At 66.3% G+C, this 21,837-nt stretch carries 19 protein-coding genes and 1 riboswitch; of the genes, 7 read left to right on the forward strand and 12 right to left on the reverse strand.

Going from position 1 to position 21,837, the window contains the following annotated elements:
• Positions 1–92: 92 nt before the first annotated feature.
• From AC5P9W_RS16895 to hslO, 3 genes are all read right to left on the reverse strand, one after another.
• Positions 93–2,855, reverse strand: coding sequence for a TonB-dependent receptor plug domain-containing protein (locus tag AC5P9W_RS16895; protein ID WP_111098784.1), 2,763 nt, complete (start codon positions 2,853–2,855; stop codon positions 93–95).
• A 385-nt stretch (positions 2,856–3,240) separates the two neighbouring features.
• On the reverse strand, positions 3,241–4,089 hold the full coding sequence (locus AC5P9W_RS16900; RefSeq protein ID WP_019660074.1) for an XOO1806 family protein: 849 nt from the start codon (positions 4,087–4,089) through the stop codon (positions 3,241–3,243).
• Between the two features lie 116 nt (positions 4,090–4,205).
• Positions 4,206–5,099, reverse strand: a complete 894-nt coding sequence (hslO, locus tag AC5P9W_RS16905; RefSeq protein WP_495219366.1) for an Hsp33 family molecular chaperone HslO — start codon at positions 5,097–5,099, stop codon at positions 4,206–4,208.
• A 77-nt stretch (positions 5,100–5,176) separates the two neighbouring features.
• On the opposite strand from hslO, the gene mtgA reads away from it, so the two are divergent.
• From mtgA to AC5P9W_RS16920, 3 genes are read left to right on the forward strand one after another with little or no spacing between them, the layout of a single operon-like run.
• The gene (gene mtgA, locus AC5P9W_RS16910) at positions 5,177–5,926 is read left to right on the forward strand and encodes a monofunctional biosynthetic peptidoglycan transglycosylase (RefSeq protein ID WP_111098786.1); all 750 of its coding nucleotides are present in this window, start codon (positions 5,177–5,179) and stop codon (positions 5,924–5,926) included.
• Between the two features lie 46 nt (positions 5,927–5,972).
• Positions 5,973–6,992 carry a glycosyltransferase family 2 protein gene (locus AC5P9W_RS16915; protein ID WP_021204700.1) on the forward strand — a complete coding sequence of 340 codons (1,020 nt, stop codon included), beginning with the start codon at positions 5,973–5,975 and terminating at the stop codon, positions 6,990–6,992.
• On the forward strand, positions 6,952–7,383 hold the full coding sequence (locus AC5P9W_RS16920) for a CBS domain-containing protein (protein ID WP_019660070.1): 432 nt from the start codon (positions 6,952–6,954) through the stop codon (positions 7,381–7,383). Before AC5P9W_RS16915 ends, AC5P9W_RS16920 begins: the two co-directional genes overlap by 41 nt.
• Positions 7,384–7,870: 487 nt before the next feature.
• On the opposite strand, the gene AC5P9W_RS16925 is transcribed toward AC5P9W_RS16920, so the two are convergent.
• The 4 genes from AC5P9W_RS16925 to AC5P9W_RS16940 form a co-directional block, all read right to left on the reverse strand.
• The gene (locus tag AC5P9W_RS16925; RefSeq protein WP_329866951.1) at positions 7,871–9,844 is read right to left on the reverse strand and encodes an AsmA family protein; all 1,974 of its coding nucleotides are present in this window, start codon (positions 9,842–9,844) and stop codon (positions 7,871–7,873) included.
• A gap of 83 nt (positions 9,845–9,927) precedes the next feature.
• The gene (trhA, locus tag AC5P9W_RS16930) at positions 9,928–10,566 is read right to left on the reverse strand and encodes a PAQR family membrane homeostasis protein TrhA (protein ID WP_021202025.1); all 639 of its coding nucleotides are present in this window, start codon (positions 10,564–10,566) and stop codon (positions 9,928–9,930) included.
• Between the two features lie 153 nt (positions 10,567–10,719).
• A complete protein-coding gene (locus tag AC5P9W_RS16935; RefSeq protein ID WP_495219367.1) occupies positions 10,720–12,324 on the reverse strand; it encodes a peptide chain release factor 3 in 1,605 nt (534 codons plus the stop codon).
• 66 nt (positions 12,325–12,390) lie between these two features.
• Positions 12,391–13,275, reverse strand: a complete 885-nt coding sequence (locus AC5P9W_RS16940; protein WP_111098788.1) for a M23 family metallopeptidase — start codon at positions 13,273–13,275, stop codon at positions 12,391–12,393.
• Positions 13,276–13,422: 147 nt separating this feature from the next.
• Positions 13,423–13,541: riboswitch (SAM riboswitch) on the forward strand.
• Positions 13,542–13,618: 77 nt separating this feature from the next.
• Here AC5P9W_RS16940 and metX point away from each other — a divergent pair.
• Genes metX through AC5P9W_RS16955 form a run of 3 tightly spaced genes read left to right on the forward strand, consistent with a single transcriptional unit; the run spans position 13,619 to position 16,946 of the window.
• A complete protein-coding gene (gene metX / locus AC5P9W_RS16945; protein ID WP_019660065.1) occupies positions 13,619–14,650 on the forward strand; it encodes a homoserine O-succinyltransferase MetX in 1,032 nt (343 codons plus the stop codon).
• Entirely contained in the window at positions 14,647–15,882 is a 1,236-nt protein-coding gene (locus tag AC5P9W_RS16950) for an O-succinylhomoserine (thiol)-lyase (RefSeq protein WP_111098789.1), read from the forward strand. Before metX ends, AC5P9W_RS16950 begins: the two co-directional genes overlap by 4 nt.
• Positions 15,879–16,946: a homoserine dehydrogenase family protein gene (locus AC5P9W_RS16955; RefSeq protein ID WP_021202028.1), complete on the forward strand. Its 1,068-nt coding sequence runs from the start codon at positions 15,879–15,881 to the stop codon at positions 16,944–16,946. Before AC5P9W_RS16950 ends, AC5P9W_RS16955 begins: the two co-directional genes overlap by 4 nt.
• A 107-nt stretch (positions 16,947–17,053) precedes the next feature.
• On the opposite strand, the gene AC5P9W_RS16960 is transcribed toward AC5P9W_RS16955, so the two are convergent.
• Together AC5P9W_RS16960 and AC5P9W_RS16965 are read right to left on the reverse strand one after the other, a co-directional pair.
• Positions 17,054–18,049: an alpha/beta fold hydrolase gene (locus tag AC5P9W_RS16960; RefSeq protein WP_019660062.1), complete on the reverse strand. Its 996-nt coding sequence runs from the start codon at positions 18,047–18,049 to the stop codon at positions 17,054–17,056.
• A gap of 207 nt (positions 18,050–18,256) precedes the next feature.
• Positions 18,257–19,639 carry an L-serine ammonia-lyase gene (locus tag AC5P9W_RS16965; protein WP_021202030.1) on the reverse strand — a complete coding sequence of 461 codons (1,383 nt, stop codon included), beginning with the start codon at positions 19,637–19,639 and terminating at the stop codon, positions 18,257–18,259.
• A 100-nt stretch (positions 19,640–19,739) separates the two neighbouring features.
• Here AC5P9W_RS16965 and AC5P9W_RS16970 point away from each other — a divergent pair, with 100 nt between their 5' ends.
• Positions 19,740–19,970, forward strand: a complete 231-nt coding sequence (locus AC5P9W_RS16970) for a glutaredoxin family protein (RefSeq protein ID WP_058981142.1) — start codon at positions 19,740–19,742, stop codon at positions 19,968–19,970.
• A gap of 71 nt (positions 19,971–20,041) precedes the next feature.
• On the opposite strand, the gene AC5P9W_RS16975 is transcribed toward AC5P9W_RS16970, so the two are convergent.
• The 3 genes from AC5P9W_RS16975 to AC5P9W_RS16985 are packed head-to-tail and all read right to left on the reverse strand — an operon-like array spanning position 20,042 to position 21,833.
• Positions 20,042–20,614 (reverse strand): YceI family protein, encoded by a 573-nt coding sequence (locus tag AC5P9W_RS16975; RefSeq protein WP_134734745.1) that lies wholly within the window; start codon positions 20,612–20,614, stop codon positions 20,042–20,044.
• A 3-nt stretch (positions 20,615–20,617) separates the two neighbouring features.
• Positions 20,618–21,190 carry a cytochrome b gene (locus tag AC5P9W_RS16980; RefSeq protein ID WP_005410672.1) on the reverse strand — a complete coding sequence of 191 codons (573 nt, stop codon included), beginning with the start codon at positions 21,188–21,190 and terminating at the stop codon, positions 20,618–20,620.
• Positions 21,191–21,200: 10 nt separating this feature from the next.
• A complete protein-coding gene (locus tag AC5P9W_RS16985) occupies positions 21,201–21,833 on the reverse strand; it encodes a YceI family protein (protein ID WP_495219368.1) in 633 nt (210 codons plus the stop codon).
• Positions 21,834–21,837 lie beyond the last annotated feature (4 nt).

Here is a 21,837-nt window from a genome sequence, read left to right on the forward strand (position 1 = left end):
CCTTTTTCGTTGGGTGCTGCCGCAGCCTGGAATGCACAAAAAACAACGGCCCCTTGTGGGGCCGTTGCTGCATCAGCCGATCAGTGGATCGATCAGAACTTCTGCTTGTACTGCATGTACATGTAGCGGCCCGGCAGGTCGTACTGCGGGTCGAACATGTTGTACGAGGTCGAGTACGAGACCGGCGGATCCTTGTCCCACACGTTGTTCAGGCCGACCATGATGGTGCCCTTCCACGGCGTGTTGTAGCGGAACTGGACGTCGTGGTAGGTGGTCGCGCCCATGTGGTTCTCGCGGTTCTCGGGATCCGAGCAGTAGTTGCGCAGCGAACCACCCAGCAGGCAGGACTCGGTCATCCCCGACTTGTAACGCAGGCCGTAGTTGACGCCGAAATCACCATAGGACCAGTCGACGTACAGGTTGGAACGGATGCGCCAGTACGGATCCTGATCGAGGTAACGTCCCTGGCGACCTTCGACCTGCGAGTCTTCGGTGGCCTTGGTTTCCCACTTGCTCAGGTAGGTGCTGTCGAGGGTAATGGTGAACTGGCCGATCGAGGTTTCCGGCAGGCGATACAGGATGCCCAGATCCCAGCCTTCCACCTTGTACGACGCCAGGTTCTGCAGCGGCATGTCGACGTTGGTGATGGTGTAGCGCTCGGCGGCAGTGCCGTAGGTCGGGTCACGGGTAATCAGGCCGCAGTAGGCTGCCTGCTCAGCCGGCGAGCCGCCGTAGCAGTAGTTCATGATGTCCTGGATTGCCGGACGGGTGATGGCATCATCGATCTTGATCTGCCACCAGTCCAGGGTCACGTTCAGGCCGGTCACGAAGCTCGGGCTCCACACCAGGCCCAGCGTCTTGCTGGTCGAGGTTTCCGGCTTCAGGTTCGGGTTGGACTTCCAGGTGAACGGCTCGGCGGTCTGGGCGGCACCGGACTGCGGCACGCCGTCATCGTCGCGGGTATTGGGCTGCACGAAGCCAGCCGGAACACCCTGGGCAATACACTGCGCCAGCACTGCACCGGTCGGGCCATTGGCGGCCGCGCACGGATCGGCGTAGGTTTCGAACGAATCGCCATCACCTGCGAACAGGTTGCTGATGCTCGGCGCGCGGAAGCCTTCCGAGTAGTTGCCGCGGATCATCAGGTCGTCGATCGGCTTCCAGCGGAAGCCGAACTTGTTGTTGGTAGTGTTGCCGAAGTTGCTGTACTTCGAGTAGCGGGTTGCCGCGCTGAAGTCCAGCAGCTTGGCGCCCGGCAGATCGGCCAGGACAGGGATCGACAGTTCCAGGAAGAACTCGTCCAGGTCATAGCTGCCCTTGGTCGGCTTGGCGCCGTTGCCGGTGCTCAGGCCCGCAGCAATGAAGGCGTCCGGATCGAACTGGCCGGATTCCTTGCGGTACTCGTAGCCTGCGGCGAACGCCAGGGCACCTGCCGGCAGCTGGGCGATTTCACCGGAGATGTTGGCGTAGTAGCCCTTGGACACCAGGTTGGAAGAGTCGTGGGCGGTGAACGAGGTGTAGTCGATGGCACCCTGGCTGATCGAGCCTTCCGGGCCCAGCGCATTGACCGGCACGCAACCCTGAATGATGTCGCCACCCGGAGCGGTAACGCACACCGGCACGCCACCACGAAGCTCGGACGGACCATAGGCGTTGCGCAGGTTGGCCAGGTTGAACAGGCCATAGGTCAGGTCGTTCTGGTCAGTCTTGTCGTAGCGGTAGCCGACGTCCCAGTCAAAGTTGCGATCGGCGAACTCGAAGAAGCCTTCGAAGCCGCCGTAGAAGTGCCAGTTCTTGACGTTCTGGTTGAACGAACGGCCGCCACTCTCGTTGAAGCGACGGTTGACGCCGGTCAGGTCCTCACCGGTCGGGTTGTACATGCTGTCCTTGCTCAGGCGCATGCCGGTGACGGGCATGGCGGCCAGCAGCTGTTCGGACTTGCGCTCGTTGTACATCGCCTCGGTGCGGAAGGTGACGTTGTCGGTGATGTTGTACGAGCCCGATGCGAACAGCGAGGTGCGCTCCTGCGGGGTCAGCAGGTAGTTGTCCGGTGCGGTGTTGTAGCCGTGGACGTTGGCATTGAACGGCGTTTCCACGCCGTTGATCAGGACATAGCGCTCGTCATTGCGCAGGTAGGAACCCGGCATGCCGGTGCTGCTCTGGCCGTCGAAGAACGGAGGGCCGCCGGCGGAGATCTTGCGATCACCAGCCATGACCTTGTCTTCCTTCACGTAGGAGACACCCAGCATCAGCGACGCGCGATCGGTGGTGGTACCGATGGTGAAGTCGGCTGCTTCGCGTTCGCCGTCACCAGCGCTGTACTGGCCCTTGTAGAAGTTGGCTTCCGCGCCATCGAAGTTCTGCTTGGTGATGATGTTCACCACGCCGGCGATCGCGTCCGAACCGTAGATGGTCGACGCGCCGTCCTTGAGGACGTCGATACGCTCGATCATCGCGGTCGGGATGGTGTTCAGGTCGACGCTGCCATCCAGACCGGTGGTCCAGCGACGGCCATTGACCAGCACCAGGGTACGCGCAGAACCCAGGTTGCGCAGGCTGATGCCGGCCGAGCCATCACCGCCGTTGTTGAACGTACGGTTCAGCGCGGCGCCGTTGGCGGCGACGCGCTGCAGGATGTCGGCGACCGAGGTCACGCCCTGCTTTTCGATGTCGGCGCGGGTCAGGCTCAGGACCGGCTGCGAGGTTTCGATGTCGGTGCTCTTGATGCGCGAACCGGTGACCGAGATGCGGTCAAGGTTGGTCGCTTCCTGAGCCTGGGCGGTGGCTGTGGACGCCACACCGGCAACGAGCGCGACCAGAACGGCGTCGCGCAGCTTGTTGGACTGGAAATTCATTGGCTCTCTCTCTCCAAGAAATCTTGGCTGGGTTAATGCCCGGCGGGGGAGCGAAAAGCGCTCCCAAATCGCGAGGGCTGAACCGATAGTAGCGGGCGTTGGCCAAGAATTAAAGCTGCGTTAATCAAGCCTGTGATTTTGGTAAAAATGAAATTTCACACTGGAAATCAAAGGGTTGAAGTGCACGTGCGCTGACGATGTCTCGTTTGTTAGCGCAAAGTGACGAAAAAAGTTCTCGTTGATTTGTATCACAGTGTGTCGGCATGCGTTGCACGGTATCGAGTACGCCGAAAAGCGCGCTGCGTGTATCACGAGCGCGCACATGCAACGGGCGCCTTTCGGCGCCCGGAAGAAGTCATTGCAGTGAAGACCCACGTGGGCCGGGTCAGAGATCCTGTTCGTAACGCACGTACGGCACGGTGCCGTCGTCATTGCTTTCATTGCGCGGGGAGAACGGATTCTTGCCCCGGCTGATCACGTTCTCGGCGCCAACGGTCAGCTGGCCGGACCACGGGGTGCGCCAGGTCAGGCCGATGCCCAGGCCTTCCCACTTGCCAGGCTTGCCCGGCACGTCGATCACGCGGCCGATGATGCTGCCGGTGAAATTGCCGTACCCGGCGCCAATGCTCAGGCTTTTGCTGTCCCAGCGGTCGGCGATGGACGGCGCTGCGTCGGCCAACGGTACCAGCCGCGCCTTGGCGTAGGTACCGGCAATCGAGACAAAACCCTCGCGACCGATGTTCTTCTGCGCGAACACGGTCAGATCGTTCTGCTCGGCGCGCAGCGAGGGTGTCTTGTTCGGGCCGGACAGCCACGCCGGCAGGGTTTCACGGCCCGTGCCCGCGGTGATGCCGAGGCGGCCGCTGCCGCGGTTCAGCGCGGCAGTCCCGGTGAAGCGGCGGCTGTTGAGGTCGTCATCGTCACCCAGGCTGGCCAGCATGCAGTGACTGGCCAGGCCGCTCATGCTGGTCCCGCTGCTGCTGTTGCAGAGCAGGCCCAGCGAATCGCCGGAGGACAGGCCGAAGGCCGCATCCAGCGAGTTGCGGCCGAAGTGCCAGCGGGCGCCGGCAGCCTGTTCACCGGTGGGCTCCAGGTACAGCAATGCCTCGACCTTGCCGCTGCCCTTGTTCCATACCGGCAGCACGGTCCGGGTGTCCTTGCTCTGCGCGTGCGCGCCCGTGATCGCGCCAAGGGCGATCAGCAGGGCCAGCGGTAGACGCAGGAAGGTACGCATCGGACCAGTTCAGACAAGGATGGACAACGGAAGTTCCCGTAGAGACGGGAACTTGATCGTAGGGTGTTTATGAATTCTTAACAAGCCTTGATCCCCCCAGATGCAAGACAAGCTGTTCACTGAAGCCGTTCGGGCGCCGCTACAGTCCCCTCGGCACCGTGGAACAGTATGTCGAACTCCGTCAAAGGAAAGTGATACTCCCGCCCGCAGAATTCGCAACGGACCTCGACGGCGCCGGTGTCCGCGGCCGCGGCACGTGCCTCGTCCTCGCCCAGCGACTGCAGCATCGATGCGACCCGCTCGCGGGAACAGGAGCAGGCGAAGGACAGCGGCTTGTCGCCCATCAGTTCCGGCTTCTCCTCGTGGAACAGGCGGTGCAGCAGCTGCTCGGCCGGGGTGGCCAGCAGTTCGGCCTTGCCCAGGGTCTCGAACAGGGCGCTGGCACGCGCCCAGCCGTCCTCGTCACCCTCATCGCCTGGCAGCTTCTGCAGCAGCAGGCCGGCGGCGCCATTGCGGTCGGCGGCCAGCAGCAGGCGCGTCGGCAGCTGCTCGGACTGGCGGAAGTAGTCTTCGAAGGCCTCGTCCAGCTCCGGTGCGGTCAGTGCGACCAGGCTCTGGTAGCGCTGCGGCTCGCGCGGGTCCAGGCCCGGGTTTTCGATGGTGATCGCGAGAAGGGCGTCATCACCCAGGCTGGACAGGTCGCGCGGCGCATCGGCCCCCTCGCTGAGCTGGGCGATGCCGCGCAGGGTACCGGCGGCGGTGCATTCGGCGAACAGGGTGCGCAGGGCGGTGCTGCTACGCAGCTGGATCGACAGGCGCCCATCGATCTTGGTATGGCCAGTGAACAGCGCCGAGGCAACACAGGCCTCGCCGAGCAGTTCGGCAGCGGTGTCCGGGTACGCGGCGTGGGACAGGATTTCCTGCCAGGTGGCCTGCAGGCGCACGTGGACGCCACGGACGCCAGCGTCGGGCAGCAGGAAGCGGATCAGGGAATCGGGGTTGGCGGTCATCGGCTCACATCGCGCGTAAACGGGGGCGGTTGCCGGATAATGCGCCGACAACCAGATAGAAGAAGGATGCACCAGTAATGGGGGCAGGGGGAGAGCAGCACAAGGTGGAAGCCGTAGCAGAAGGCCCACGCCGCAGGCGCTGGCGCTGGAAACGGCTGCTGTGGCTGCCGGTGTTGCTGGCGGCCTTCAGCTGCCTGCAGGTGCTGGTGCTGCGGTTCATCGACCCGCCGGTATCCACGGTCATGCTGTGGCGCTATGGCGAGGCGCTGGGCGAGGCCGATTGGTCCTATCGCCTGCATTACCAGTGGCGCGACCTGGACCAGATGGCGCCGAGCCTGCCGATCTCGCTGGTGGCGGCCGAAGACCAGCGCTTCCCCGTCCACAATGGCTTCGACCTGCAGGCCATCGAGAAGGCCCGCGACCACAATGCCAAGGGCGGGCGACTGCGTGGCGCCAGCACGATCAGCCAGCAGGTGGCCAAGAACCTGTTCCTCTGGCAGGGCCGCAGCTGGATCCGCAAGGGGCTGGAGGTCTGGTACACCGTGCTGATCGAAGCGCTGTGGCCAAAGGAGCGCATCCTGGAGATGTACGCCAACATTGCTGAGTTCGGCGATGGTGTATATGGCGCGCAGGCAGCGGCACAGACATTCTGGGGCAAGGATGCGGCGCGGTTGAGCCCGGCCGATAGCGCGCGGCTGGCGGCGGTGTTGCCGGCGCCGCGGCGCTACAACGCGGCAAAGCCAGGGCCGTACGTGCAGCGGCGTGCGGCCTGGATCCAGCGCCAGGCACGGCAGCTGGGTGGGGCCGCGTACCTTTCGGAAGAGTGAGCGCGCGCTGCCTGATCTGCGGGCGGCGGCAACGTACAATCCGGGCATGACCCGCGAACGGCTTACTTTCGTCATCGCCGCCTACAACGAGGCCCTGGCATTGCCGTTGCTGCATCCGCGGTTGTGCGCGGTGCTCGACGCGCTGCCCGACATCGACGGCCACATCCTGTACGTGGACGACGGCAGCCATGACGGCACGTGGGAGGTGATCGCCCGCCTGGCCCAGTCCGATGCGCGGGTTTCCGCACTGAAGCTGTCGCGCAATTTCGGCAAGGAAGCGGCGCTGACCGCCGGGCTGGACCTGGTGCGCGAAGGCGCGGCGATGATCCTCGACGCCGACGGCCAGGATCCGCCGGAACTGGTGCCGCAGTTCGTCGCGCGCTGGCGTGAGGGCCATGACAACGTGTATGGCACGCGCATGGCCCGCGACGGCGAGGCCTGGATCAAGCGCGCCACGGCGGCGATGTTCTACCGGGTGATCGGTCGTCTGTCACGCACGCCGATCCCGGCCGATACCGGTGATTTCCGCCTGCTGTCGCCGCGTGCGCTGAGTGCGCTGCGCGAGATGCGTGAGCGCCACCGCTTCATGAAGGGGCTCTTCAGTTGGGTGGGTTTCAAGCGGATCGCGGTCCCCTATCACCGCCATGCGCGCGTGGCCGGCACCAGCAAGTTCAGCCTGTGGCGGCTGTGGAACTTCGCGCTGGAGGGCATTACCGGCTTCTCCACCGTGCCGTTGCGGGCGGCGACCTACCTGGGGCTGGCAACGGCGGCGGTGGCCTTCGTATTCGGTGTGTGGGTGATCATCAAGGCGGCGCTGTATGGCGACCGGGTGGCGGGCTGGCCGACGATGATGGCGGTGATCCTTTTCCTGGGCGGGGTGCAGCTGATCGCGCTGGGCCTGATCGGTGAGTACCTGGGGCGGCTGTACGAAGAGTCCAAGCAGCGGCCGTTGTACCTGGTTGACACGTGGCTAGCATCCGCCGTGGCAGACTCTGCCCTGCAACCCACCCTTGGAGGGCAGGCAGATGACCACGGTACGGCAACTGTTGGACGGCAAGTCTCCTGAAGTGCATGCGGTCGCGCCGGAGGCGGCGGTGATCGATGCGATCCGGCTGATGGCGGAAAAGGGTATTGGTGCGGTGCTGGTGATGGAGGGGCCGCGGCTGGTCGGCATTCTTTCCGAGCGCGATTACGCGCGCAAGATCGTGCTGCGTGATCGTTCCTCACGAGATACGGCGGTGGCCGAGATCATGACCGCACAGGTGGTGACGGTCTCGCCGGGCGAGCAGGTGGAGCATTGCCTGCAGCTGGTGACCGACTACCGCATCCGCCACCTGCCGGTGGTGGAAGGCGCGCAGGTGCTGGGGGTGATCTCGATCGGCGACCTGGTGAAGTCGGTGATCGATGCGCAGCGGCGCGAGCTGGACCAGCTGCAGCAGTACATCGTCGCCGGGTGAGGGTGTCGCTGGCGGGCCTGCGGCCCGCCGGCCCGCTTTTTGAAGCCAGAGCCAGAGCTGAGAGCAGCGCCTTCCTGTCCTGCGGGGAGGCGGAGGGCATGGGCGTGCAGGACACGCCGTGAACCCATCCATGGGGGCTCGATGGCGCCATCCATGGCGCCAACGGTCCTGCACGCCCATGCCCTCCGCCTCTGGACACATTTCTGCGAGCGCGGTGCGTACATGCGCGGTGCCTCGCCTTTTGTAGGTGCCAACCTTGGTTGGCAACAGCTTTTGACTTTGCTTTTTTCTTTTAACTTTGAATTTCCGCTCTCGTTCCGCGCGCGCAGGAAACTGTCGGGAGGGGGACGGGTGACGCAGGCAGGACCGTTGGCGCCATGGATGGCGCCATCGAGCCTACAGGGACGTACTTGCGGCGTGTCCTGCCTGCGTCACCCGTCCCCCTCAAGCCGCGATCAATGCAGGCGCCGCGAACAACGCTGTAAACCTACTTCGCATACTGCCCGCCGCAGTCGGCATCCTTCCCCGGCCCCAGTTCGATCGTCGCCAGCAACGCCGCCGGCGGCGCGATGCTGCCCAGCGCCAGGGCCACGGCGCCACGAATACCCAACGCCTTGAAGTCGGGCCGGAATGACGGGTCCTTGAAGGTGCCACTGATGTGCAGCGGAGAACGCAGTACCAGAATGCTCCTGTCCTTCGGGCGTGGCTTCAGCAGCAGGTCCAGGGTCTCGTCGCGCAGGCTCACCGTGCCTTCGCCGATGAGGATCGTGTCGGTGGTGTCCACCGCCATCGCCTGGCTGGTCATCAGGCCGTCGCGCACGCCGAAGTCGGCGAAGGCGCAGCGCAGGGGGATCTGCTTGTCGCCGGTCACCAGGAATTTCAGCGATTCGGTGATGTCCAGCCCCGCCAGTTCCATTACCAGGTTGCCGACATGGCCGCGGCCCATCGCCAGGCCGACCTTGCCACTGCTGCTGCCGAGCATTGCGGCGATCGAGTTGCCGTGGCCGCTCAGGTCCACCTCGCCGCCGATGCCACCCTTGGCCTGTTCAGCCAGCTTGGCGTCAGGGAACAACTGGCCCAGCTGCACGCCGCGCACGCTGGCCTTCAGCGCGGTGCTGATCTGCGGACGGCGCGCGTCCATGCGGATCGTGCTGCGGATGTCGCCGCCGGCGACGCCGAAGTTCAGCGGGTCCAACCGCAGCACGCCGTCATCCAGCAACAGGTGCGCATCCATGTCGTCCAGCGGCAACGAAGGGGCGTTGATGCGGTGGGCCTTCCAGCGCACGTCGGCATCCATGGCGCGCAGCTTGCCCAGGTTGTAGGGCGTGTCGGGCAGCACCCGTGCACGGGCGGCAATCCGTGCGGCCTCGGCCTTCTGCTCTGCGTTGGCCGTTTCGCCGCCGCCGGTTTTTGGCGGGGCGCCGACGAAGCCGGCAAGGTCATCAAAGTCCAGGCGCCTGGATTGCAGCGTGGCGGTCAGCCGTGGACGATCGCGTCCCACCTCGAACTGCAGGTTGCCCCCCAGGTCGCTGTCGCCGACCTTGCCAGTGAAGCTGTCGTAACGCCAGACGTCGTGGTCGCGTTTGAGGCGTCCGTTCAACGCATAGGGCGGTGAGGGCGGGATGGCGATGCCGAGCAGAGGGTAGAGATCGGCCAGGTCCTGGCCGCTGAGCGCGAACTGCAGGTCGAACACGCGCAGCTGGAAGGGGTTGGTCAGCGTGCCACTGGCGACTGCGTGAGTGGCGCCGGCCCGGCCATCGAGATGGATGCGGAACGGGTGGTCGCTGTCGGTCAGTTCCAGGGGGGATTCAGTGCCGCCGCGCAGCGTGAACGGATTGCCCTGCCAGCGGCCTTTACCCTGCACCAGCAGCGGTGGCGCAGTGTCGGCCTGCTTCGGTTGGCCGCTGCGCACGTCCACGAGGATGTCGGTGCGGCCCAGCGTGTCGAGGAACTGCAGGCGACCGTCGTCGATGCGCAGCCGCTTGAGTTGGGGGCTTGCCCCGCCGGTGCTGCCGCCGAGGAAATCCCAGTTGCCCGGGTCTCCCTTGCGCGGTGCGGTTTCCAGCAGCACATCCGGCCGGGTCAGGCGTACTTCGGGCAGCTGCACGCTGCCGCGCAGCAGGGGCCACACCCGCACATCGATCTCGACGCGGTCCGCCGTGGCCATGGCGGGCTGTTTTGCCCAGCTGGCATTGGCGAAGGTGATCGCATCGGCGCGGATCGTGCTGGTGCGGCCGAGGTCGACATCCAGGTTCCCGATGTGCAGTGCGCGGCCGGTGCGTGCCTGCACCGCACGCTCCACGGCCCCCTTGAACCAGTTCCAGTCCCACAACGCGAACAGCACCAGTATTGCCGCCAGCATGAAGACCAGGATCGTCAGCCAGCGCCGGCCACGTGGGCCGGGACGGCGGAGGCGCCAGCGGTGCGTGCGCTTTGCAGCAGGGGAGGCGGCAGCATTCACGCTGCCATGGTTGCCCCCTCTTCGTGGACAGGGCGCGAAGCGTCCATGTGCATGGCGTGCACGCGCTGCGTTCGAGCGGTCGTTTACAACACCTGCATGGTGACCGCGACAAAGTGGCAGACACTGCCGCCGATCACGAACAGGTGCCAGATCGCATGCGAGTACGGGATCGATTCACGGTGGTAGAAATAGGTGCCCAGCGTGTACGACAGGCCGCCGGCAAACAGCCAGGCGAGGGTGCCACCGTCGATCGAGGCCCACATCGGCTTGATCGCCACGATCACCAGCCAGCCCATGGCGATGTAGATCACCGTGGAGAGCACCTTGAAGCGGCCGGTGTAGAACAGCTTGAACACCACACCCGCCAGCGCCAGCGCCCAGATCGCAGTGAACAGGCCCCAGCCCCACGGACCGCGCAGGCCGATCAGGGTGAACGGGGTATAGGTGCCCGCGATCAGCACGTAGATCGCGCAGTGGTCGAACACCTTCAGCCGGCCCTTGGCGACCGGATGCTGGATGGCGTGATACAGGGTGGAGGCGGTGTACAGAAGCAGCAGCGCGATACCGAATACGATCGCGCTGGCCAGCTGCCAGCCGTCGCCGTAGATCGCAGCCAGGGTGATCAACACCGCACTGGCGGCCAGGGCGAATACCGCGCCCAGGCCATGGGTCAGGGCGCTGGCGACTTCTTCACGGATCGAAGCAATGGACGTCGTGGACATGGGCATGGGCGTTGTTCGCGGGGAGGGGGACCCGCGTCCCCCTATCATCGCCGCGATGGCCGCCATGTGCACGCCCGTCACCGTATGGGGGATGAATCCGCGCCTATCCACGCATGGCGTGGATCTACCAGGCGCGGATCCGCCTCCGTGGCATCAGCCCACCGAAACGGTATGCGCCGCTTCGCGGGTGGCCGAGAAGCGCACGTCCGGCGAGCGTTCCTGCGCCAGCTGCAGGTTGACCCGGGTCGGCGCCAGGTAGACCAGGTGCCCGGCCGCATCCAGGGCCAGGTTCAGAGCGTTCTTCTCGCGGAATTCTTCCAGCTTCTTCTCGTTGCTGCAGTGGACCCAGCGCGCGGTGGTCACACTGACCGGCTCGAAGGTGGCTTCCACGCCGTACTCGTCCTTCAGGCGGTAGGCGGCCACGTCGAACTGCAGCACACCCACCGCACCCAGGATCAGGTCGTTGCTGGTGAGGGGGCGGAAGAACTGGGTTGCGCCTTCCTCGGACAGCTGGGCCAGGCCCTTCTGCAGCTGCTTGAGCTTGAGCGGATCGCGCAGGCGTGCGCGACGGAACAGTTCCGGGGCGAAGTTGGGAATGCCGGTGAAGGTGACCGCTTCGCCTTCGGTGAAGGTATCGCCGATGGAGATGGTGCCGTGGTTGTGGATGCCGATCACATCGCCCGGCCACGCCTCGGCCGCGATCTCGCGATCGCTGGCCATGAAGGTCAACGCGTTGGCCAGCTTCATTTCCTTGCCGGTGCGCACGTGGAAGGTCTTCATGCCGGCGCTGAAACGGCCCGAGCAGACCCGCATGAAGGCCACGCGGTCACGGTGCTGCGGGTCCATGTTGGCCTGGATCTTGAACACAAAGCCGGTCAGCTTGTTCTCTTCCGGTGCGATCTGGCGGCCGGTGGTGGAGCGCGCCTGCGGCGATGGCGCGTGCTCGACGAAGAAGTCCAGCAGTGGCTGCACGCCGAAGTTGTTCACGCCCGAGCCGAAGAACACCGGGGTCTGCTTGCCGGCGCGGTAGGCGTCCAGGTCGAACGGGTGGCTGGCGCCCTGCACCAGTTCCAGCTCGTCGCGCAGGTCGGCCAGCATCTGTGCACCGATCTTCTCGGCCAGGCCGGGGGCATCGATGGACGGGAAGATGGTGGAATCCTGGCGGGTGAAGTTGCGGCCCGGCTCATACAGGTGCACTTCGCCGGTCAGCAGGTGCACCACGCCCTTCAGGCGCTGGCCCATGCCGATGGGCCAGGTGACCGGGGCGCACTGGATGCCCAGCACGCTTTCCACTTCATCCAGCAGCTCGATCGGTTCCTTGCCCTCGCGGTCGAGCTTGTTGATGAAGGTCATGATCGGGGTGTCGCGCAGTCGGCAGACTTCCATCAGCTTGATGGTGCGCTCTTCCACGCCCTTGGCCACGTCGATCACCATCAGCGCCGAGTCCACCGCAGTCAGCACGCGGTAGGTGTCCTCGCCGAAGTCGGCGTGGCCGGGGGTGTCGAGCAGGTTGACGATCTTGCCTTCGTACGGGAACTGCATCACCGAGGAGGTGACCGAGATGCCGCGCTCCTTTTCCAGTGCCATCCAGTCGGAGGTGGCGTGGCGGGCGGCCTTGCGGCCCTTGACCGAACCGGCCATCTGGATCGCGCCTCCGAACAGCAGCAGCTTTTCGGTCAGCGTGGTCTTGCCAGCGTCAGGGTGGGAAATGATGGCGAAGGTGCGGCGACGCGACGCTTCGTTGGCGACTTCGGACATGGCAGTGGCGCCCGCCCGGGGCGCTATTCAAAGAGATAAGCGCCCGATTATACCGGCCGGGGCCGGTCAGCGCCCGGTACCGCCGTCTGCTTCGCCCTGGCGGGCGAACTGCAGCTGTCCCTGCCCGGCGAAGATGCGCACCGGCACCGAGCGCAGGCCCATGCCGCGGTTGACCTGCACCACGAAGTGCAGGTGCGGCGCAGTGCTGTAGCCGCTGTTGCCGGACAGGCCGATCGGTTGCCCGGCTCCCACCGCCTGGCCGCGGCGCACGCGCATGCCGCCGTCCTGGAGGTGGCCGTACAGGGCCATGCTGCCGTCGCTGTGCAGCACGCGGATGAAATTGGCACGGGCACCATCGCGCTCGCGGTCCTGGCCATTGCCACGGAAGCCATCCTGGATCTGCATCACCGTGCCCTCGCGCGCGGCCAGCACCAGGGTGCCCTCCGGCAGTGCGAAGTCGACCGCGTCGCGGTTCTCCTCGTCGTCATGGCTGAATCGCCCCTGCGGCGCTTGGTCCACACGCAGGCGGGCCGCATCGAACGGCAGGCGATAGGCGACATCTTCGGCCTGTGCGGCCGGGTTGCCCGGCACCGACTGCAGTCGCAGATCCAGCATGCGGCCATCGATCGGGGCGGGCAGGTGGCCGACCACCAGGCTGCTGTCGCCCTGGATCAGCGACTCGACCGGGAGGCCTTCGACCGGGTGTCCGGGGGCGGCGCGCAGCTGGATCTGCAGCGGCCCTGCCAGCCCGTTGTCGATCCGCGCCTGCCATTGCGTACCGACCGGCTGCAGGCGCAACTGGGCCATGGGGGCGGCGCCCTCGGCACTGCCTGCGCGGGTGGCACGGGCGGAAGGGGGAGCCAGTCCCCAGCCTTGGCGCCAGTCGCCGGCGTGTACGGTCGCGCTCGCCAGCAGAGGCAACAGCAGGCAGGACAGGGGCAGGCGCGGCATCGGGGTTTCCAGCGAGAGGACCGCCGGGACTGTACCCGATCCTGAACGGGGCGACCGGGACGGCCCTCGCAGAGTGACCCTGGAAATATCTATCGCTTTATCCGCATGAAGGGATTGACAGTGCCGGAAAGGGCTGGCATCGTGACTCCACCATCGAGACCGGCAGAGGGACAGGCCCTTTGAAGCCGGGGCAGCCCGCAGGCGCGCAAGCGTCTGCGTAGGTGCCAAATCCTGCGGGGACCGTGGCGTCCACCGAAAGATGGTTCGAACCATGCACCGCACGTGCATCTCGAACGCGGGCCCCGCGAAGGCTCGATGGCCGATTCCCCAACCGGATCCCGCCATGAGCTTCGCCGCCAGCACCGCCATTCGCCCCGAACCCTTTGTCCCCGTCAGCGTGCCGGTCGCAGACCGCGTGCATGCCGAGCGCGGCGAGTTCGCCGCAGTGCTGTCGATGCGTCACGCAGGTCCCAGTCCGGTGCGCCTGCGCTATGAATGGGTCGGCCCGGCCAATGCGCCGGTGGTGGTACTGGCCGGTGGCATTTCCGCCCATCGCCACGTGGCGTCCAATGCACAGTTCAGCGAGAAGGGCTGGGCCGAAGGCCTGGTCGGCAGCGGGCGCGCGCTGGATCCGCAGCTGCTGCGCGTGCTGGCCGTCGATTTCGTCGGTGCCGACGGTGCGCTGGACGTGCCGATCGATACCGCCGATCAGGCCGACGCATTGGCGCTGGTGCTGGATCATCTCGGCATTCGCGCGCTCAAAGCCTTCGTCGGCTATTCGTATGGCGCGCTGGTCGGCCAGCAGTTCGCGATCCGGCATCGTGCCCGCGTGCGCCAGTTGGTGCTGGCCAGCGGTGCGCATCGTCCGCACCCTTATGCCGCCGCCTGGCGCGCATTGCAGCGTCGCGCGGTCGCGCTGGGCCAGCTGCAGTGCGGCGAAGACCACGGCCTGGCCCTGGCGCGGCAGTTTGCCATGCTCAGCTACCGTACCCCGGAAGAATTCGGCGAGCGCTTCGATGCCGCACCGGAAGTGATCAATGGCCGCGTGCGCGTGGCTGCCGAAGACTATCTCGACGCGGCCGGCGCGCAGTACGTCGCGCGCACGCCGGTGACCGCTTACCTGCGCCTGTCCGAATCGATCGATCTGCACCGCGTCGACCCGGCCGCGATCCTGCCGCCGACCGTGGTGGTGGCCGTGGAGGGCGACCGCCTGGTGCCGCTGGCCGACCTGGTCGGCCTGGTCGAAGGGCTGGGCCCGCGCGGCAGCCTGCGCGTTCTGCGCTCGCCCTATGGCCACGACGCCTTCCTCAAAGAAACCGATCGCATTGACGCGATCCTCGCCACCGCCTTCCGTACTTCTGGAGAGTCCGCATGAGCCTGCACGCCAACGAGCCGTCCTGTAGCCGCACCACTGCCGCTGTCCGTGCCGGCATCGATCGGGACACTGCGCATGGCGCGGTCACGCCGCCGATCGTGCTGTCGTCGAACTTCAGCTTTGAAGGTTTCGGCAACAAGCGCCAGTACGACTACACGCGCAGTGGCAACCCGACCCGCGACCTGTTGGGCGAGGCGCTGGCGGAACTGGAGGGCGGCGCCGGTGGCGTCATCACGGCGACCGGCATGGGCGCGATCAACCTGGTGCTGAACGCACTGCTGCAGCCGGGCGATACCCTGGTGGTGCCGCACGATGCGTACGGCGGCAGCTGGCGCCTGTTCAATGCGCTGGCCAGGAAGGGCCACTTTGAACTGGTCACCGCCGACCTGACCGATCCGCGTGCACTGGCGCAGGCGCTGGCCACCCAGCCGAAGCTGGTGCTGGTGGAAACGCCGTCCAACCCGCTGCTGCGCATCACCGACCTGCGCTTCGTCATCGATGCCGCGCACAAGGCCGGTGCACTCGTGGTGGTCGACAACACGTTCCTGTCGCCAGCGCTGCAGCAACCGCTGTCGTTCGGTGCGGACCTGGTGCTGCACTCCACCACGAAGTACATCAACGGCCACAGCGATGTGGTGGGCGGGGCAGTGGTCGCGCGTGATCCGGCACTGCACGAGCAGCTGGTGTGGTGGGGCAACGCGCTGGGCCTGACGGGTTCACCGTTCGATGCCTTCCTGACCCTGCGCGGCCTGCGCACGCTGGATGCGCGCCTGCGCGTGCACCAGGAAAACACCGCGTCGATCGTTGCCCTGCTGGACCAGCATCCGGCGGTCGGCCGCGTCTATTACCCGGGGCTGGCCGATCACCCAGGCCACAGCATCGCCACGCGCCAGCAGAGTGGTTTCGGTGCGATGCTCTCGTTCGAACTGGCCGACTGCGAAGGCGACGATCCGCATGCCGCAGTGCGTGCATTCGTCGATGGCCTGCGCTGTTTCACGCTGGCCGAATCACTGGGCGGCGTCGAAAGCCTGATCGCGCATCCGGCCACCATGACCCACGCCGCGATGAGCGCCGAAGCGCGAGCCGCTGCCGGCATCAGCGAAGGCCTGCTGCGCCTGTCGGTCGGCATCGAGGCCGAGCGTGACCTGTTGGCCGATCTCGGCGCCGCTCTGCAGCGTGCCGAAGCGGTGATTGATGCGGCTGCGCGCCGCAAACAGGCGGTGGATGCATGAGCGCGCTCGCCGCAGAGATTCCTGCTCTGGGCGTGGGACGACTGGCGCTGCTTGGCACCGGCACGGTCGGCTCGGCCTTCGTACAGCGCTACCAGGCGTTGCAGGCACGTGGGCTGGAACTGCCCAGCGTGCAGTGGCTGGCCAATTCACGCACTGCGTTGGAGATCGATCGTGACCTGGCGGTGCCGCTGGAACTGGCACGGCGTGCACCGCGCGATGGCCAGAGTTCGCCACCGTGGGCGAGTGCCGAAGGACTGGAGCGTGGCGACGTGGTGGTCGACGCCACCGCCAGCGAAGACGTAGCCGCGCGCCACGTACAGTGGCTGGCGCGCGGCGTGCACGTGGTCACCGCCAACAAGCTGGGGCGTGGTGCGCAGCTGGCACGCGCGCAGGCCATTGCCGAGCGTTGCGCAGACACGGGTGCGCGCTACGGCGACAGCGCTACCGTCGGCGCCGGCCTGCCGCTGTTGAGCAGCCTGCGTGCGCTGCTGGCCGGTGGTGATCACATCCATGCCATCGAGGGCGTGCTGTCCGGTTCGCTGGCGTGGCTGTTCCATCGCTATGACGGCAAGTCGCCGTTCTCGGCGGCGGTGCGTGAGGCGCTGGCGGCCGGCTACACCGAGCCGGATCCGCGACTTGACCTGTCCGGCGAGGACGTGCGGCGCAAGCTGCTGATCCTGGCCCGCAGCAGCGGGCTGGCGCTGGATGCGTCGCAGGTAGAGGTGGATTCACTGGTGCCTGAAGCGCTGGCAGCGCTGCCGCTGGAGGATGCGGTGGCGGCGCTCGAGCAGCTGGATGCGCCGTTGCAGGCGCGCTGGCAGCAGGCGCGCGACAATGGTCGTGTGCTGCGTTTCGTTGGCCGCGTTGATGCCGAGGGTGCACAGGTGGGCCTGCGTGAGCTTCCGGCCGACCATCCCTTGGCGCAGGGCGCGGGCACCGACAACCGCGTCGCCATCCATAGTGATCGCTATCGCCTGCAGCCGCTGTTGATCCAGGGGCCGGGCGCGGGTGCGGAAGTGACTGCGGCCGCGCTGCTGGATGATGTGTTGCGGATCGTCGGCTGATCGCACCGCTCCTGTAGCCGAGCCCACGCCCCGCTGCTCCTGGCAGAATCCCCATCTTGCCGCATGAGCCGAGCGTGGGCTCGGCTCTAGAGGGGCACGCTTGCCGGTCAGCGCGACTTCAACGCCTTCAACAGCGCGCTGTTGAACTGCTTCGGGTCCTGCACCTGTGGCGAATGGCCCAGTTCGGCGAACTCGATCAGCGTCGCGCCCGGAATCGCCGCGGCTGCCGCTCTGCCGAGTGCCGGATAGTTGCCCAGCGTCGCCTTCACCGTCGGCGGCGCCAGGTCACGGCCGATCGCGGTACGGTCCTTCTGGCCGATGAACAACGTGGTGGGTACCTGCAGGTTCTTCAGCTCGTACACCACCGGCTGGTTGAACACCATGTCCGAGGCCAGGGCCTGGCTCCATGCAACGGCCTGCTTGCCCGGCCCTTCATACATGCCTGACTGCATCCGCGCCCACGGCTCGTAGGCCGGCTTCCATTTGCCGTCGTAGTACACGTCCAGCTGGTAGCGGCGGATGCTGTCATAGCTGATGTTCATTTCGCCGGCGTACCACGCGTCCACGCTGCGCCACGGCACGCCCAGCGCCTTCCAGTCCTCCAGCCCGATCGGGTTGACCAGTGCCAGGCTGCGCAGGTCCTGTGGGAACATCAGCGCGTAGCGCACTGCCAGCATGCCACCCATCGAATGACCGACCAGGTGCACCGGCACATCACCCAGCTGCAGTTGCTGCAGCAACGCATGGGTGTTGGCGGCCAGCTGCGCGAAGCTGTACTGGTAGCGCTCGGGCTTGCTGGATTTGCAGAAACCCACCTGGTCCGGGGCGATCACCCGGTAGCCGGCGGCAACCAAGGGCTTGATCGATTCCTTCCAGGTGGCCGCGCAGAAATTCTTGCCATGCAGCAGCACCACCACGCCGATGGGCGCCTTCTTCGGCGCGATGTCCAGGTAGGCCATCTCCAGCGGCTGTCGCTGCGATTCCAGCGCGAAGGTCTTCACTGGATAGCCGTAGTCGAAGCCCTCCAGGCGCGGCCCATAGCTGGGCGCGGCGAGGGCGGACAGCGGAAGGCAGGCAAGCAGGGCGGTAGCGATCACGCGCATGGGGCAGTCCTGGGCAGGGGAGCCCCGAGCCTAACCGCAACGCAGTGATGGTGTCGTCCGACCGGCCAGCCAGGGACAACGGGGTAGAGTCGACTGTCAGTCGACTGCTCTTCGATCAGACCGCGAACATCCCGCGCTGCGCGCGATAGTCGACTGACAGTCGGCTCTACCTGCGGACCGGCGCCATCGCGCCGGGCCCGGTCGACCTCAACACTCGATGACGTTCACCGCCAGGCCACCGCGGCTGGTTTCCTTGTACTTGTCCTGCATGTCGCGGCCGGTATCGCGCATGGTCTTGATCACCTTGTCCAGCGACACCTTGTGCTTGCCGTCGCCGCGCATCGCCATGCGCGAGGCATTGATCGCCTTCACCGCACCCATCGCGTTGCGTTCGATGCAGGGGATCTGCACCAGGCCGCCAATCGGGTCGCAGGTCAGGCCGAGGTTGTGCTCCATGCCGATTTCCGCGGCATTCTCGATCTGGCTGGGATTGCCACCCAGTGCCGCGACCAGGCCACCGGCGGCCATCGAGCAGGCCACGCCCACTTCGCCCTGGCAACCCACTTCGGCGCCCGAGATCGAGGCGTTTTCCTTGTACAGGATGCCGATCGCTGCCGAGGTCAGCAGGAAGTCGAATACGCGCTGCTCATTGGCGCCGGGGCAGAAACGGTCGAAGTAATGCAGCACCGCCGGCAGCACGCCGGCGGCACCGTTGGTCGGCGCAGTTACCACACGGCCACCGGCGGCATTTTCTTCGTTCACCGCCAGTGCGTACAGATTGACCCAGTCCAGCGTGGTCAGCGGATCGCGCATTGCCGCTTCCGGCTTCGACGACAGCTCGCGGTACAGCGCCGGCGCACGACGGCCCACCTTCAGGCCACCCGGCAGCACGCCTTCCTCGCGGATACCGCGCGCCACGCAAGACTGCATTGCGCTCCAGATCTCGCGCAGCTGGGCACGAATCTCGTCTTCGCTGCGCCAGCACTTCTCGTTCTCGAACATCAGCTGGGCAATGCTCAGGCCGCTGCGTGCGGTCTGCGCCAGCAGCTCGTCGCCGCTCTTGAACGGGTAGGGCAACGGGGTCTCATCGGGCACGATCCGGTCGTCGGCCGCGTCGTCCTGGTTGACCACGAAGCCGCCGCCGACGGAGTAGTAATCGCGGGTAGCGATTACTTCGTCCTCGGCGTTGTAGGCGGTGAAGCGCATGCCGTTGGTGTGGTACGGCAGCTTCTGGCGCTTGTTCATGCCCAGGTCGCGCTTCTCGTCGAAAGCGATCTCGTGCTGGCCCATCAGCTGGATGCGCTTGCTGCTGCGGATGCGCTCGAGCGTAGCCGGAATGATGTCCGGGTCGATCAGGTTCGGGCGCTGGCCTTCCAGGCCGAGCAGGATCGCCTTGTCGGTGCCGTGGCCGCGGCCGGTCAGCGCCAGCGAGCCATAGACATCGGCGCGGATGCGCGCGACCTCGGGCAGGCGGCCCGGATCGAGCAGCCAGCGATGGATGAATCGCTCGGCGGCCTTCATCGGCCCGACGGTGTGCGAGGAACTCGGGCCAATGCCGATCTTGAAAACGTCGAACGTGCTGACAGCCATGGATGCCGTACTGCGGGTACCGGAAGAGACCGCTATTCTAGCGGCTCACGCCGCACTTCCATGGCTGCGGCGCAGCATTTCGGCAGAGGGAGCAAAACCGGTGTTGACTCTGTTCCAGCGTGACGATTGCCACCTGTGCGACATGGCCCTGGCCGAACTGGCCAAGGCGCGGGCGCCGGAGTTCGAATCGGTGTTCCTGGATGACCAGCCGGCGCTGGAATCGCGCTACGGCGCGCGGGTGCCGGTGCTCCGCGACGAGCGCGATGACCGCGAGCTGGACTGGCCGTTCGACGCGGCCACGGTGCAGGCCTGGCTGGCCGTCGATCGGTAGTGCCGGCCGCTGGCCGGCAACCCCTCTGTTCCCGGTGATGCCGGCCAGCGGCCGGCACTACCGGAGGCGTGTTATTTCGCGTCGAACTTCACGATCGTGCTGATCGCGGTCTCATCCGGGATGGTCTTGGTATCGGCCCAGTCACCACCGCCGACGCCGAAGTCCAGGCGCTTGACCGTGGCCTTGCCCGTCAGCACCGGCTGGGCGCCCGGCTTCCAGGTGAAGGTGAGGGTGACCGGCTTGCTGACGCCACGCAGCTCGAGGGTGCCATCGGCGGCGAACTGGTCGTTGCCGACCGCGCGGAAGCCTTTGGCGGTGTAGCGCGCAGTGGCGAACTTGCCGACGTTGAAGAAGTCGGCACCCTGCAGGGTCGAGTCACGGTCGCTGTTGCCACTCTTGGCACCGGCCAGCGGGATCACCACGTCCAGCGAGCCGGCGGCCGGATTGGCCGGGTCGAAGCTGAGCTTGGTGGCGAAGCCCGGGAAGCTGCCGGTGAACACCTCGCCGTCGTACTTGGTCGCGAACACCAGGATCGAGCCGGCGCCGGGGGCCTGCGCATAGTCGGCAGCGAGCGCCGGGGCGGTAGCCAGCATGCCGGCCAGGGCGGCGGCCACGGCGGCCGGAGTGGTCAGTTTCAGGTTCATCGGTCAGTCCTTCTGAGGGGAGGCAAGCCAGCCGCGCGGCAACATGCGGGACAGGGTCGCATCGCGCTGGAACAGGTGGTGGTAGAAGGCGGCACCGGCATGGGCCAGTACCACCGCGATCAAGAGCCAGAAGCCGTATTCGTGGATGGCATGTGACACCGCGACAACCTGCGGGTCGGGTCCGCTCAGCTTGGGCACATCCACCAGGCCGAACCAGCGGAACGGGCGCAGGCCGCTGGCCGAGTCGTACAGCCAGCCCGACAGGGGGATGGCGAACATCAGCACGTACAGCAGCACGTGGGTGGCGCTGGCGATGCGTTCCTGCCAGCTGGGCACGCCCGGCACCGGCTTCGGCGCACCGGCATACAGGCGCCAGCCCAGGCGGAACAGCACCAGCGCCAGCACCGTGATGCCGATCGACTTGTGCGCGGTATAGACCCAGAAATACTTGGGGGTCTTGGGCAGCTCGCCCATGGTCAGGCCGACCACGCCCAGGGCGAGGATCAGCAGTGCGATCAACCAATGCAGGATCTGGCTGACACTCCCCCAGGCGGCGGGGGTGTTCTTGGCGGTCATGAAAGGTCCTCTAGCGGGCCATCTTGGGGTCGGAGTGCGGAACGGGAGCGGGAGTTCCCGGGGCGTCGCTGCGGTCGAGGGTGGCTTCAGCCTCGATCCTCAACTGCACTGCATCACCGATGACGCCCGGCCAGGCGGTGATGCCGAACGCGCGCCGGCTCAGCGTGGTGCTGGCCGAGAAACCGGCGGTGCGTCGGAATGGGGGCAGGGGGTAGCGCTTGATGGCGTTGAGGGTCACGTCCAGCGTGATTTCCTGGCTGACCCCGCGCAGGGTCAGGTTGCCGATCACGTGGGCGCGCCTTGCATCGATCGGTTCGACCCGACTGGAGACAAAGTGTGCCTTCGGGAAGCGCTCACCATCCAGCAGGCTGCGCGCCAGCGTGGCCTGGTTCCATTTGGCATCACCAAGGTCCAATCGCGACACGGGAACCTCGACGTCCAGTGTGGCTTCGCGCCAGTTGTCGGGATCGAACTGCAGGCGTCCTTCACTGCCGGAGACCGTGCCCATCGCCTGCGAGTAACCGGCGTGGTCGATGGTGAACAGCACACGGGTATGCACCGGATCGAGGCGATAGGTATCCGCATCGGCCAAGGCGGGAGCGGTGGCGAGCAGCATCGGCAGCAGGGCCAGGCAGGGACGCATCGAT

The organism is Stenotrophomonas sp. YJH_SMC_33, from assembly GCF_059372295.1.

Bases quoted from the DNA above. Each gene is read 5' to 3' on its own strand.
- AC5P9W_RS16895 (WP_111098784.1), bottom strand. From the start codon at position 2,855: ATGAATTTCCAGTCCAACAAGCTGCGCGACGCCGTTCTGGTCGCGCTC.
- AC5P9W_RS16900 (WP_019660074.1), bottom strand. From the start codon at position 4,089: ATGCGTACCTTCCTGCGTCTACCGCTGGCCCTGCTGATCGCCCTTGGC.
- hslO (WP_495219366.1), bottom strand. From the start codon at position 5,099: ATGACCGCCAACCCCGATTCCCTGATCCGCTTCCTGCTGCCCGACGCT.
- mtgA (WP_111098786.1), top strand. From the start codon at position 5,177: ATGGGGGCAGGGGGAGAGCAGCACAAGGTGGAAGCCGTAGCAGAAGGC.
- AC5P9W_RS16915 (WP_021204700.1), top strand. From the start codon at position 5,973: ATGACCCGCGAACGGCTTACTTTCGTCATCGCCGCCTACAACGAGGCC.
- AC5P9W_RS16920 (WP_019660070.1), top strand. From the start codon at position 6,952: ATGACCACGGTACGGCAACTGTTGGACGGCAAGTCTCCTGAAGTGCAT.
- trhA (WP_021202025.1), bottom strand. From the start codon at position 10,566: ATGTCCACGACGTCCATTGCTTCGATCCGTGAAGAAGTCGCCAGCGCC.
- AC5P9W_RS16935 (WP_495219367.1), bottom strand. From the start codon at position 12,324: ATGTCCGAAGTCGCCAACGAAGCGTCGCGTCGCCGCACCTTCGCCATC.
- AC5P9W_RS16940 (WP_111098788.1), bottom strand. From the start codon at position 13,275: ATGCCGCGCCTGCCCCTGTCCTGCCTGCTGTTGCCTCTGCTGGCGAGC.
- metX (WP_019660065.1), top strand. From the start codon at position 13,619: ATGAGCTTCGCCGCCAGCACCGCCATTCGCCCCGAACCCTTTGTCCCC.
- AC5P9W_RS16950 (WP_111098789.1), top strand. From the start codon at position 14,647: ATGAGCCTGCACGCCAACGAGCCGTCCTGTAGCCGCACCACTGCCGCT.
- AC5P9W_RS16955 (WP_021202028.1), top strand. From the start codon at position 15,879: ATGAGCGCGCTCGCCGCAGAGATTCCTGCTCTGGGCGTGGGACGACTG.
- AC5P9W_RS16960 (WP_019660062.1), bottom strand. From the start codon at position 18,049: ATGCGCGTGATCGCTACCGCCCTGCTTGCCTGCCTTCCGCTGTCCGCC.
- AC5P9W_RS16965 (WP_021202030.1), bottom strand. From the start codon at position 19,639: ATGGCTGTCAGCACGTTCGACGTTTTCAAGATCGGCATTGGCCCGAGT.
- AC5P9W_RS16975 (WP_134734745.1), bottom strand. From the start codon at position 20,614: ATGAACCTGAAACTGACCACTCCGGCCGCCGTGGCCGCCGCCCTGGCC.
- AC5P9W_RS16980 (WP_005410672.1), bottom strand. From the start codon at position 21,190: ATGACCGCCAAGAACACCCCCGCCGCCTGGGGGAGTGTCAGCCAGATC.
- AC5P9W_RS16985 (WP_495219368.1), bottom strand. From the start codon at position 21,833: ATGCGTCCCTGCCTGGCCCTGCTGCCGATGCTGCTCGCCACCGCTCCC.